The sequence below is a fragment of the Flavobacterium collinsii genome, assembly GCF_946903285.1.
Taxonomy (GTDB): Bacteria; Bacteroidota; Bacteroidia; order Flavobacteriales; family Flavobacteriaceae; genus Flavobacterium; species Flavobacterium collinsii.
Genome location: NZ_OX336425.1, coordinates 4,009,687 through 4,023,654, shown reverse-complemented (window position 1 = coordinate 4,023,654; position 13,968 = coordinate 4,009,687). Strand labels below are relative to the sequence as shown.

The 13,968-nt window shown below is 40.1% G+C and carries 2 protein-coding genes, 2 tRNA genes and 2 rRNA genes; all 6 read left to right on the top strand.

The window, feature by feature from the left end; translation table 11 throughout:
- The first annotated feature begins 38 nt into the window (after positions 1 to 38).
- The 6 genes from OGZ34_RS16505 to OGZ34_RS16480 all read left to right on the top strand — a co-directional run bounded on the left by OGZ34_RS16505 (position 39) and on the right by OGZ34_RS16480 (position 13,902).
- On the top strand, positions 39 to 722 hold the full coding sequence (locus OGZ34_RS16505; RefSeq protein ID WP_263360950.1) for a DUF4294 domain-containing protein: 684 nt from the start codon (positions 39 to 41) through the stop codon (positions 720 to 722).
- 304 nt (positions 723 to 1,026) lie between these two features.
- Positions 1,027 to 7,926: a S8 family serine peptidase gene (locus OGZ34_RS16500; protein ID WP_263360949.1), complete on the top strand. Its 6,900-nt coding sequence runs from the start codon at positions 1,027 to 1,029 to the stop codon at positions 7,924 to 7,926.
- A 957-nt stretch (positions 7,927 to 8,883) separates the two neighbouring features.
- A 16S ribosomal RNA gene (locus OGZ34_RS16495) occupies positions 8,884 to 10,397 on the top strand.
- Between the two features lie 127 nt (positions 10,398 to 10,524).
- Positions 10,525 to 10,598 (top strand) — tRNA-Ile (locus OGZ34_RS16490).
- Positions 10,599 to 10,757: 159 nt separating this feature from the next.
- Positions 10,758 to 10,831: transfer RNA gene (locus OGZ34_RS16485), tRNA-Ala, on the top strand.
- A gap of 188 nt (positions 10,832 to 11,019) precedes the next feature.
- Positions 11,020 to 13,902: ribosomal RNA gene (locus OGZ34_RS16480) — 23S ribosomal RNA — on the top strand.
- The 16S and 23S rRNA genes sit together here with 2 tRNA genes alongside, the layout of an rRNA operon.
- Positions 13,903 to 13,968: the final 66 nt, after the last annotated feature.

Below are 13,968 nucleotides of genomic sequence, written 5' to 3'. Positions count from 1 at the left end.
TATATAAATATATAATTTTACATTTAAATTATGACTCGATGAGATTTACTGCCCCTATTTTATTTTTTATATTGATTTCGTTAACTAGTCAGGCTCAGGTTAAACCTAAAGAGAATGAGCAAATGGGTTACATACTGACTGAGCAGGATTCGATTTTGAATGATACGATCGAACTGCCTGAAATTATTATTTCTAAGGAAAAACTGGATCCCGAAATGCAAAAGCAATTCATGATTCTTCAAAACCGTGTCTATAAGGTATATCCCTATGCAAGACTTGCAGCAGACCGGTTGACCGCATTGAATAGCGGAATGGCACGTCTGAAAACCAACCGAGAAAAGAAAAAATATTTTAAGATTGTGGAAGATTATCTTAATAATGAATTTGAAGCAAGACTTAAAAAACTTTCACGTAAGCAAGGACAGATACTCGTTAAACTCGTTCACAGACAAACCGGAATAACAACTTACGAGTTAATCAAAACTTTAAAAAGTGGTTTCAAAGCCTTTGTGTCAAATACTACAGCCAATTTATTTGACATTAGCTTGAAAACCGAATATAAGCCCTTTGAATCTAATGAGGATTATTTAATTGAAACCATTTTGGTCAGGGCATTTGATTCCGGAAAACTCGTGAATCAAAAAGCAGCTAATCCTGTAAATTATGATGATTTAATGAGTCACTGGGAGACAAAAGTAAAAGAGACAAAAGCAGACAAATAATCAAATTATATTCAAAAATTTTTCAAAAAAGACTTACAAATTATTTTGTAAGTCTTTTTTTACGGTTTTTGGTTTCGGATTACAAAGTAAGTTTTAATCAAAAGAATTTACTTACTTAATTTGCGATTTTTTGATTTTTCGCTGAAGCCCCGTAAAATAAGCGTTTTTGTTATAATTTTTGTAGTTAAAAGAGTTTTTGCTTTGTTTTTTAACAAATTAATTACAAATATAATTTGTCAATTATAGTTTAATTTGTAGGTTTACTGATTAACAACCACTATGTTAACCAAAACCAATTTAATCTATGAGAATAAAACTACTTACACTATTTGTGTTATTAGTGACTATGTCCTTATGGTCACAAAAGACATCTGACAGTGATTTTGCCATTTCCGTCAACGGAAATAAAATCACGACCACTTCCAATTTTAAACAGCAGTTTAAAGACAAAAAAAGTACCAGTAAACAAAACCTTAAAACTGAGTACACACTGTTGCAGTTTACAAAAATCCCTTCTGTAGAAGAGCAACAAAAGTTAAAATCGCAAGGGATAACATTACTTAGTTATTTATCGAACAACGCTTATTATGCCGAAATTGCTCCTGAATTTTATAACAAGAGTAGTGTTTCTGACAATATAAGAGCTGTGATTGCCGTAGATCCAAAATTCAAACTGGATCAAATGATTGTAGACAATGCAATTCCGGATTATGCTGCAGCAGGTGGTAACGGAATTAAAGTTGTGGTGAGCTATTTTAAAGGCGTTGATCGTAAACGTGTCGAGCAGGATTTAGCAGGCTTGTTTTTAAAAAACAGTAACAATGACACGACTTTTAATGAAATTTATATTCAGGCCTCTAAAGAAAAATTAGAGGAGGTGGCAAAATTCAATTGGGTACAAAACATTGAATTGGTTGCACCACCAGTAGAAAGTGATAATAAGCCGGGTGTAACTTCACATAAAGCAAATCTTTTAGGGTCTACTATTCCTGGTCTTGGTTATGGATTAACTGGTAAAGGAGTGAAAATTGGTGTTTGGGATGGTAATCTTGAACCTCATAAAGATCATACTGGTAGAGTTATCAATAGAGAATACGAATCAAATTCTTCGCATGGAGATCACGTGGCAGGTACTATTGGCGGTGCCGGTTTATTGGATCCTAAGGCAAGAGGTATGGCTCCGGAAGTACAGATGTTCGGTTGGAACTTTAATACGCAGTCTAACGGTTTAAGCGTTCAGCAGGAAAGAGTGAAAGCGGCGAATGAAGATGGTATTGAATTAACATCAAATTCGTATGGAGTAAATTTAACTTCAGGTTATAATACCAGAAGATATGATACCGGAGATCGTGGTGATGATAATGTTACTGTAACATTTCCTTACCTTTTAAATATTTATTCAAATGGAAATGCACAAACAGCATACCCAGGCGGATTTAATACTTCAACCAAAAATTCAAAAAATGCACTGCATGTAGCGGCAAATAATCCTGATGATTTAATCAGTTCTTATAGTAGTTTTGGACCAACTATTGATGGGCGTTTGGTTCCTCAAATTGCAGCTGTAGGAACAAATGTGTATTCATTAGATTATAGCAATTCTTATCAGATCATGAGTGGTACGTCTATGGCTACTCCTGGGACTACAGGTACAGTTGCTTTACTTTACGAAAGATACAAGAATATTTATGGTGCAAAACCGTTAGCATCTTTAATGAAGGCCTTAGTAACGGGTACTTCTAAAGATGCAGGGAATCCTGGACCGGATTATAAATATGGTTTCGGAAATCTAAACGGTCTTAGAGCTGTTAGAGCTTTAGATAACAGAACTTTTTATTCCAGTACAGTATCTAATGGTCAAAGCTATGAGAAAGAAATTGTGGTACCGACAGGATTAGTGACTTTGAAAGTACTGCTTGCTTACACAGATTTACAAGGAACACCGGGAGCATCTTCTGTTTTGGTAAATGATCTTGATGTAAAAATTGTAAAAGATGGTGTAACCACTTTACCATGGGTTTTGAATGCTACAACGCCAAATGCTAATGCGGTTCGCGGTGTGGACAATTTGAATAATATTGAACAAATCACTTTGGATAATCCTGCAGCAGGAACATATAAAATTATTGTTAGTGGTTCAAGAGTGCCAATTGGTACACAAGAATTTTCAGTGGTGTATGATTTAGTAGCTCCTGAATTGATTTTGACTTATCCTATCGGAGGTGAAAAATTCGATACAGATAGTACAGAGTATATTCGTTGGGATTATGAAGGAGAAGCAAAACCTTTTACAATCGAATATTCTGTTGATGGAGGAATTAACTATCAGTTGATTGCGAAAGATGTTCCTTCTGCTGCGAGAAATTTTGCATGGAAAGTTCCTGCAGGAATTGTTGCTAACGCAAAAATAAGAGTAATTGTAGGTTCGAAAGTGGATACTTCAAAAGAGGTATTTAATATAATTACAGAGCCTAGAAATTTAGTGATAGCACCTGCAGCATGTGGTGTTTCGTCCTATAAGATGGATTGGGATCCAATTCCGGGAGCAAAGTATGAAGTATTAAAAATGAACGGGTACAAGTTTGATGTTGTAGCAACAGTAACTGACCCTACTTATACTTTCACAGTTTCAACAGGAGATGATAACTGGTTCTCAGTTAGAACTATTGATATTGTGTCAGGAATTGTTTCTGAAAGAGTAAGAGCAGTAAATGTAGAACCGGTTTCTCAAGCCGTTGTTAGTGCTGCAACTCTTCCTTTTGTGGAGAATTTTAATTCCAGAAAAGCGGCTAATTATGTGTTTTCTAAAGGAACAACAGGTTTAGTGAAGTATGAATACATTAATGCAGATTTTGTAGACGGAGCAAAAATGGCAGGATCCGGAGATGCGTCTTCTTCTCCTTGGGTAGCCAGTACGTCTGCTAACGCATTTACTAATAATCCAAACTTCGTTAAGAAAGTCTCATTCTGTAATATCGATGCGACAAGTTTAACAGGTAAAACAATCGGACTTAAATTTAATTTAATTTGGAGTACAGTTGGTGCTTCACCATTACCAAACAAAAACTTTTTTAGACTTGTTGTAAATGGTACTCCGGTAAATAGCTATGAGAATGTTGGTGTTTACGGGGGAACGGCTACCTCTGGCAATACAGAATTATTATATGATTTATCGGCTTATGCAGGAACAGTATTTACTGTAGCTTTTGAGTCGGTTATGGATAACGATGTACAAGTTATCGCTAATGATAATGTATACAATTCTGTTTTTATTGATAATGTTTCGATTTTTGAGGCAACTGCAACAGATCTTGAATTAACATCATTAATTCCAAATGCAGGAATAACAGCCAGTGAAACTGTAAAAGTAAAAGTATTCAATCATTCTCCTGTTGCGGTAAGCAATGTACCTGTTTCATATAAAATTGATGGTGGAGCAGAAGTGATTGAAACTATCCCTGGACCAATTAACCCTTTTACGGAAGCATCTTTTGATTTTGTGCAAAAGGCTGATTTTTCAACTCCAAAACTTTACACAGTAGTTGGAAAAGTAAACTATACAGGTGATGCGGTTGCAGACAACAATACGATAGAGAAAAGTGTTCGTAATACAGGAACTGATGTTTTAATGGGCGGAGCTGCTCCGGCACCTACTTGCGCAGCGACATTTACAGATAGTGGTTCGCGTTATGCAAATTACGCAAACAATCTTTCGCAAACGATAACTTTTAAACCTGCAACAGCCGGAAATAGTATTAAGGTAACTTTTTCTGCCTTTAATGTTGAGCAGGATTACGACTACTTATATGTGTATAACGGAACTAGTACATCGGCTCCTTTATTAGGTACCTTCACAGGAAATACTTTGCCTCCTTCATTAACGTCAACAGCTGCAGGAGGAGAGCTAACATTTAGATTTACTTCAGATAGTGATGTAAATGAATTGGGATGGATAGCTGATATTGAATGTGTGGCAAAACCAGTGATAACAGATGTATCTGTTGTTTCGATTACAACTCCTGAAGTTTTAGGAAAAAAGACCAGTACGCATGATGTGACTATTAGAGTTAGTAATTTAGGAGGAAGTACTTTAACTAATCATCCGGTATTTTATCAAATAAACGGTGCAGCAAAAGTTACAGAAAATGTTCCGACGATAGCGGCCTATTCTACAGTAAGTTTCACTTTTACGACTAAAGCTGATTTATCAGTGGTTGATGCTACTTATACCATCAAAGCTGGAGCTGATTTGCCGGATAATAACCCGGCTAATGATGCAGTTGAAAAAGTGGTATATAATAAAAATGAATTACCGGTTCATACCAATACAAATGGATACGCAATATCGCGTTTCAAATGGAATGATGTGGTAAACAATTCGGGAACTACAGCGTATTCAGATTTTAAAAACATAAAAATTCCGGTTTATGCTGGCTTTACTTATCAGCCAGAGGTAACTATTACAAAGACAGAAACGCCAATTACAAGAGATTTGTCGGCAACTGCAACAGGGGTTTTCACAATGATTGTGATCGATTTGAACGGAGATGGTAATTTAACAGATGAATTTTATGCAGGAAACTTTTGGGTAAATACTACTCCAACTTCTGCCTCACCTGCTATACCATCGACCACAAGTACACATTATTTCAGAAATATGGCTACATTGGTAGGAGGGTTTACCATTCCGGCAAATACAACTTCTGGTGAGAAATTAATGCGCGTATTGCACATGTTCCGTTCGCCATCAGAATATTTCAATGTAAATCTTGGACCAACTTTTGATGGATTAACAAGTTCTAGAAGTGATTTTGAAGTAGAGGAGTACACTATTAATGTACTGCCTTTTACAGCTGCTGATGCCAGCATTGATGCAATTTCAGCACCAATTAAACCAGGAAATGCTCCTGTGACGGTTTCGGCCGTAATTCGTAATTATTCAACTGCAGCAATTTCGAACTTCCCGGTTGCTTATAAGATCAACAATGGTGCTGAAGTAATTCAGAATCAAGTTGCTTCAATTGCAGCAGGAGGAACAGCTACCATTACATTTACTACTAAGGCAGATTTAGGTGCGCCTGGTGATTATACAATTCAAGTTTATACAAAATTGCCTGCAGATACAGATCCTTTAAACGATTCTAAATCAATAACACTTTCACATGCTGCAAATTACGCTACGAATGTTACAGGGACTTTTGATGGTGCAAACGACTTTATAATAACAGGGGCTACACCAGCTTTGAATCTTACTAATAATTATACGTATGAGCTTTGGGTGAATCAAAAACAACCTACAACTTTTGCAAGGCTTTTAGATAAGAGCACAGCGTTGGCTTTTATTCATACCAATAATAGTTTGAGTTTGTATAAAGAAAATAGTTTAGTGATCTCTATTACAACAGCGGGCGGACCATATGTAATTAATACAGGAGTAAATACCATTAAACAAAATACATGGCACCACATCGCTTATACAGTAAGTGCTGCTAACGTGTATACAGTTTATATTGATGGAGTTTCAGTTCCTTATACCAGTACAGGTACTGCCGGGGCATCAACTTCAAATGCTGCAGCACCTGCCTATATAGGTAATAACGCAGGATTGGCTCGTGGTTTAAATGGTAATATCGATGAAGTTCGTATATGGGCAGGAGTTCGCAATCAGGCAACAATTGCAGCAAATTCAACAACTAAATACGTTGGAAACGAACCTGGATTATTGGCGTATTATAGTTTTTCAGAAGGGGACAAACCGTTTGTATTTGATAGTACAATAAGTGATAACACTGCTGTTGTAACAAATGCCGATACAAATGGTCAGGGTGATGGAAAATTCTGGAATGTACCAGTTCTATTGCAAAAAATAGAGTTTGTAAATCAATTATCAACGAGTTATGATGCGCCTACAAAAACGTTTTCAGTATTACTAAATGACGGAGCGGATATAACCGCTGCGATCGCAAATTATTCCTTAGGAATGAAAAGTATTGCGAAAATAGGTGGTGTTACACAAGTTAATGGAGTAACACCAAATGATTATACCAATCCAATTACTTTAAAAGTTGAAGGAGTTGGCTTTAATACTGGAATAACTGAAACGTATACAGTGAAAGTAGTTACTGGTTTAAGTAATGAGAGTAAATTGCTTTCCTATGACTTTAAAACAGTTTCAAACCCTGGTTTAGTGCAAGAGATCAATACGGATATCTTAGGGAATAACGTAAGCAAAACAGTTCCATTTGGTTATAATGTATCGAATTTAGTAGCAGATTTCACTGTTTCTCCGGGAGCTGAGCTTTTTGTAGATGGGGTAAAACAACTTAACTCAAAAGTAATTGCTTCAGATTATAGCAATAGCTTCTTAGTAACTGTTGTCTCAGAGAATAAGCTTTCTCGAACAAATTATACGGTAGATATTAATGCGAAAAATTCTCAGGCAAGTATTATTAACTATTCAGTAGCTAATCAGGTTGGACTAACTCATATCGATCCGATTTTGAAAACGCTTAAGGTTGTGGTGAATAATAATGCTAACTTAAGTGCCTTGGTGCCTGTTTTTCAGGTTTCGGATTTTGCAACATTGCGTATTGGAACCTATATTCAAAATAGTGGTGTAACTACCCTAAATTATACCGGACCTGTAGTGTACAATGTGTTAGCGCAAAACAGATCTATTGAAAATTGGACTGTGACAATAGAGATAGCTAAGCCTACAATTACGCTTTTAGGCAATGCCGTAGTTTCAATAGATAAAGGATGTGTGTACACAGATGCTGGTTATACTGCTAAAGACAACTTAAATACAGATATAACTGCATCAGTAGTAGTATCAGGTAATGTCGATGTAAATACTCCGGGGCAATATGTAATTACCTACACTGTTAAAGATGCTTTGCAGAACCAATCTACAGTAACGCGTACAGTAAATGTATCAAGTACCGCATGTACTTTAGGGCTGCCGGTTAATGTAATAGAAGGTTTTGTGTTGTATCCTAATCCGGTTACGGAAGGAAAAGTACATATAGAATCTGCTTCTACTAGTGCTAAAAACATTTTGATCTCTGATATGTCCGGAAAAAAAGTACATTCCGTTAAAACAGAGAAAACAGAATTAAACATTTCAGGCTTACCAAGTGGTGTATATATAATAAAAGTAGAGCAAGACGGAAACACTTCTGTGCAAAAGCTGATTATTAAATAAACATTCGTATGTGATAGAAAACGATTAATCGAAAAGATGTAGTCGTTTTTAAAATGGAAGTATTCTTCCATAAATTGTAATCCACAACCCGACAGGTTTTATAACCTGTCGGGTTTGTTTTTTTTGCTACCTATATATAAGAGTGTTTTTTGTCCAGCTGAGCGAAGTCGAAGCTTTGAGGTTTGGAATTTGGAATTTGAGTATTTAGTAGCTTTCTCCCGCTATTGGTTTCAATCTTTTGCTTTTTCCTTTAAAAAGCAAAAGGATTTCCGCTTCTATCGGGGCTAGGGGATGGGTTTTCAGAGGAAAATAAGGCAAAAAAGCAAAACTTGGCGTCTTGGTGTCTTTGCGAGACTAGTAAAATAGGGGTGTTTCGAAGGAAGGTGTAGTATTGAATCTAATTCACTAGAGAAAAACCTTTCAAACCTAAAAATAGTTTAATTTGTAAAAGGGGTGTTATCAGAGTGTTAAGATAAAGTTTGAAAAAAGATCAAAAATAGTTCGATGAAAAGCTTGCAGAACTCAATAAAGTGACTACTTTTGCACCCGCAACAGCGATAGACGTTCACTGAAATACTGACAAGCAAACGAATTAAAACGAAAAGAAATTTTCAAAAAAAAAGATTCGAAAAAGCTTGTGAGATTTGAAAATGGATATTACATTTGCACCCCGCAAAACACGGGAAGCTCATTGAAAGACTGGTAAGGAGAGAAGGAAAAAAGGAAAGAAATTTTCTTAAAAAAAACTTCAAAAATCTCTTGCCGTTTAGAAATAAGTTTTCTACTTTTGCACCCGCTTTGAGAAACAAGCGAAACAAGAAAAGAAACACGTTCGTAGACATATTGAATTGACAGCCGTTTTAACAGAGATGTTAAAACAAAAGAATAAGAGTAAATGAATCGAGAGATTCGAGAAGAACCGATAGATAAAGCATCGCAATATAATATAAAAAATATACGATGAAGAGTTTGATCCTGGCTCAGGATGAACGCTAGCGGCAGGCTTAACACATGCAAGTCGAGGGGTATGCTTCTTCGGAAGCAGAGACCGGCGCACGGGTGCGTAACGCGTATGCAATCTACCTTTTACAGAGGGATAGCCCAGAGAAATTTGGATTAATACCTCATAGTATAGCTGAATCGCATGATTCTACTATTAAAGTCACAACGGTAAAAGATGAGCATGCGTCCCATTAGCTAGTTGGTAAGGTAACGGCTTACCAAGGCTACGATGGGTAGGGGTCCTGAGAGGGAGATCCCCCACACTGGTACTGAGACACGGACCAGACTCCTACGGGAGGCAGCAGTGAGGAATATTGGACAATGGGCGCAAGCCTGATCCAGCCATGCCGCGTGCAGGATGACGGTCCTATGGATTGTAAACTGCTTTTATACGAGAAGAAACACTGCTTCGTGAAGCAGCTTGACGGTATCGTAAGAATAAGGATCGGCTAACTCCGTGCCAGCAGCCGCGGTAATACGGAGGATCCAAGCGTTATCCGGAATCATTGGGTTTAAAGGGTCCGTAGGCGGTTTAATAAGTCAGTGGTGAAAGCCCATCGCTCAACGGTGGAACGGCCATTGATACTGTTAAACTTGAATTATTAGGAAGTAACTAGAATATGTAGTGTAGCGGTGAAATGCTTAGAGATTACATGGAATACCAATTGCGAAGGCAGGTTACTACTAATGGATTGACGCTGATGGACGAAAGCGTGGGTAGCGAACAGGATTAGATACCCTGGTAGTCCACGCCGTAAACGATGGATACTAGCTGTTGGAAGCAATTTCAGTGGCTAAGCGAAAGTGATAAGTATCCCACCTGGGGAGTACGTTCGCAAGAATGAAACTCAAAGGAATTGACGGGGGCCCGCACAAGCGGTGGAGCATGTGGTTTAATTCGATGATACGCGAGGAACCTTACCAAGGCTTAAATGTAGATTGACCGGTTTGGAAACAGATCTTTCGCAAGACAATTTACAAGGTGCTGCATGGTTGTCGTCAGCTCGTGCCGTGAGGTGTCAGGTTAAGTCCTATAACGAGCGCAACCCCTGTTGTTAGTTGCCAGCGAGTCATGTCGGGAACTCTAACAAGACTGCCAGTGCAAACTGTGAGGAAGGTGGGGATGACGTCAAATCATCACGGCCCTTACGCCTTGGGCTACACACGTGCTACAATGGCCGGTACAGAGAGCAGCCACTGGGCGACCAGGAGCGAATCTATAAAACCGGTCACAGTTCGGATCGGAGTCTGCAACTCGACTCCGTGAAGCTGGAATCGCTAGTAATCGGATATCAGCCATGATCCGGTGAATACGTTCCCGGGCCTTGTACACACCGCCCGTCAAGCCATGGAAGCTGGGGGTGCCTGAAGTCGGTGACCGCAAGGAGCTGCCTAGGGTAAAACTGGTAACTAGGGCTAAGTCGTAACAAGGTAGCCGTACCGGAAGGTGCGGCTGGAACACCTCCTTTCTAGAGCCTCAAATGTTAGTAGTAATACACGTTGAGGAAAAAAGATGTTAATTTAGAAGGTTCTGAATCACAACATTCACTTACTCTTGCTGTTAATTTAAAAAATAATGAAAATTAAGTAAAACAGAGTCTCGTAGCTCAGCTGGTTAGAGTACTACACTGATAATGTAGGGGTCGGCAGTTCGAGTCTGCCCGGGACTACTTTTTTAGAGTTTAGAGTTATAAATTATGAATTATAAGTTATAATAAAAAAACAACAAACTAAAAAAAACTGAAATACTTAAGATAAAGGAAATTTTAGAAGTTGAGCGTTTATGAGAGAATTCATAACTCATAATTCATAACTCATCATTTAAAAATGGGGGATTAGCTCAGCTGGCTAGAGCGCCTGCCTTGCACGCAGGAGGTCAACGGTTCGACTCCGTTATTCTCCACAAAGCCGAAAGCTATAAGCTTTAGGCGGTAAGCTAAGAAAGCTTAAAGCGTATCGCTTAAAGCCTACAGCTAATAAAGTTCATTGACATATTGAGATAAGAAAATAATAAAAAGTAGAAAGCGTTTTTTACAATTTTATTGTAAAAGACAAAAAAAAAAACGGTCTTAATTAATTTTAAGATTGGTACAATAAGCAAAATAAGGGCGTATGGGGGATGCCTAGGCTCTCAGAGGCGATGAAAGGCGTGATAAGCTGCGAAAAGCTACGGGGACGGGCACACACCGATTGATCCGTAGATACCTGAATGGGGCAACCCACTATGTTGAAGACATAGTACACCGATAGGTGGGCAAACCCGCTGAACTGAAACATCTAAGTAGGCGGAGGAGAAGAAAACAAAAGTGATTCCGTAAGTAGTGGCGAGCGAACGCGGATTAGCCCAAACCAATGATGTTACGGCATGATTGGGGTTGTAGGACCACGATATTTTATGTACAAGGAACCGGAAGTTACTGGAAAGTGACACCATAGAGGGTGATAGTCCCGTATGGGTAACGAGTATAATAGATAGTGGTATCCTGAGTAGGGCGGGGCACGTGAAACCCTGTCTGAATTTGGCGGGACCATCCGCTAAGGCTAAATACTCCTGAGAGACCGATAGTGAACCAGTACCGTGAGGGAAAGGTGAAAAGAACCGTGAATAACGGAGTGAAATAGATCCTGAAACCATACGCTTACAAGCGGTCGGAGCCCTTTCGTGGGGTGACGGCGTGCCTTTTGCATAATGAGCCTACGAGTTAACGTTGCTGGCAAGGTTAAGTGGTTAAGCCACGGATCCGTAGCGAAAGCGAGTCTGAATAGGGCGCTTTAGTCAGTAGTGTTAGACGCGAAACCGTGTGATCTACCCATGGGCAGGTTGAAGCTGTGGTAACACACAGTGGAGGACCGAACCGGTTGACGTTGAAAAGTCTTCGGATGACCTGTGGGTAGGGGTGAAAGGCCAATCAAACTCGGAAATAGCTCGTACTCCCCGAAATGCATTTAGGTGCAGCGCTGAGCGTAAAGTTATATAGAGGTAGAGCTACTGATTGGATGCGGGGGCTTCACCGCCTACCAATTCCTGACAAACTCCGAATGCTATATAATGTTTCTCAGCAGTGAGGGCTTGGGTGCTAAGGTCCAAGTCCGAGAGGGAAAGAACCCAGACCATCAGCTAAGGTCCCCAAATATACGCTAAGTTGAAAGAACGAGGTTTGTCTGCCCAGACAGCTAGGATGTTGGCTTGGAAGCAGCCATTCATTTAAAGAGTGCGTAACAGCTCACTAGTCGAGCGGACGAGCATGGATAATAATCGGGCATAAGTGTATTACCGAAGCTATGGATTTACAGTCTGACTGTAAGTGGTAGGGGAGCATTCTAACAGGGTTGAAGGTGTATCGTCAGGTATGCTGGACTGGTTAGAAAAGAAAATGTAGGCATAAGTAACGATAATGCGGGCGAGAAACCCGCACACCGAAAAACTAAGGTTTCCACAGCTATGCTAATCAGCTGTGGGTTAGTCTGGTCCTAAGGCGAACCCGAAAGGGACAGTCGATGGCTAACGGGTTAATATTCCCGTACTACTAATTACTGTGATGGGGTGACGGAGTGATGAAAGCGCCGCGAACTGACGGAATAGTTCGTTGAAGTACCTACCTATAAGATCTGCAGGCAAATCCACAGATCTTGGGGAAATACGATAGTACTCGGAGTCTTCGGACGAAGAGATAGTGCGCCTAAGGGCTTCCAAGAAAAACCTCTAAACTTCAGGTAATTAGTACCAGTACCGTAAACCGACACAGGTAGTTGAGGAGAGAATCCTAAGGTGCTCGAGAGATTCATGGCTAAGGAATTAGGCAAAATAGACCTGTAACTTCGGGAGAAAGGTCGCCAGCGCAAGCTGGCCGCAGTGAAGAGGTCCAGGCGACTGTTTATCAAAAACACAGGGCTCTGCAAAATCGTAAGATGAAGTATAGGGCCTGACACCTGCCCGGTGCTGGAAGGTTAAGAGGAGATGTTATCTTCGGAGAAGCATTGAATTGAAGCCCCAGTAAACGGCGGCCGTAACTATAACGGTCCTAAGGTAGCGAAATTCCTTGTCGGGTAAGTTCCGACCTGCACGAATGGTGTAACGATCTGGACACTGTCTCAGCCATGAGCTCGGTGAAATTGTAGTAACGGTGAAGATGCCGTTTACCCGCAGTGGGACGAAAAGACCCTGTGCACCTTTACTATAGCTTAGTATTGACCTTGGATAAATGATGTGTAGGATAGGTTGGAGACTGTGAAGTGGCGTCGCCAGGCGTTGTGGAGTCATTGTTGAAATACAACCCTTTGTTTATCTGAGGCCTAACCCCGCTATGTGGGGGACATTGCTTGGTGGGTAGTTTGACTGGGGTGGTCGCCTCCAAAAGAGTAACGGAGGCTTCTAAAGGTTCCCTCAGTACGCTTGGTAACCGTGCGTAGAGTGCAATGGCATAAGGGAGCTTGACTGAGAGACATACAGGTCGATCAGGTACGAAAGTAGAGCATAGTGATCCGGTGGTTCCGCATGGAAGGGCCATCGCTCAAAGGATAAAAGGTACGCCGGGGATAACAGGCTGATCTCCCCCAAGAGCTCATATCGACGGGGGGGTTTGGCACCTCGATGTCGGCTCGTCACATCCTGGGGCTGGAGAAGGTCCCAAGGGTTGGGCTGTTCGCCCATTAAAGTGGCACGCGAGCTGGGTTCAGAACGTCGTGAGACAGTTCGGTCTCTATCTACTGTGGGCGTTAGAAATTTGAGTGGATCTGATTCTAGTACGAGAGGACCGAATTGGACAAACCTCTAGTGTATCTGTTGTCCCGCCAGGGGCACCGCAGAGTAGCTACGTTTGGAAGGGATAAGCGCTGAAAGCATATAAGCGCGAAACCCACCACAAGATGAGATTTCTTTTAAGGATCGTGGAAGATGACCACGTTGATAGGCTATAGATGTAAAGGCAGTAATGTCATAGTCGAGTAGTACTAATAATCCGTAAGCTTATGTACACCTTTTCCCGTCCGTTAAGGCGGACGGGGAGAAACTTTCTAAAATAGTAAATAAAAGTACTTTTC

What these genes read in the sequence shown, in the direction of transcription:
- OGZ34_RS16505 (WP_263360950.1), top strand. Translation starts at nt 39, where the DNA reads ATGAGATTTACTGCCCCTATTTTATTTTTTATATTGATTTCGTTAACT.
- OGZ34_RS16500 (WP_263360949.1), top strand. Translation starts at nt 1,027, where the DNA reads ATGAGAATAAAACTACTTACACTATTTGTGTTATTAGTGACTATGTCC.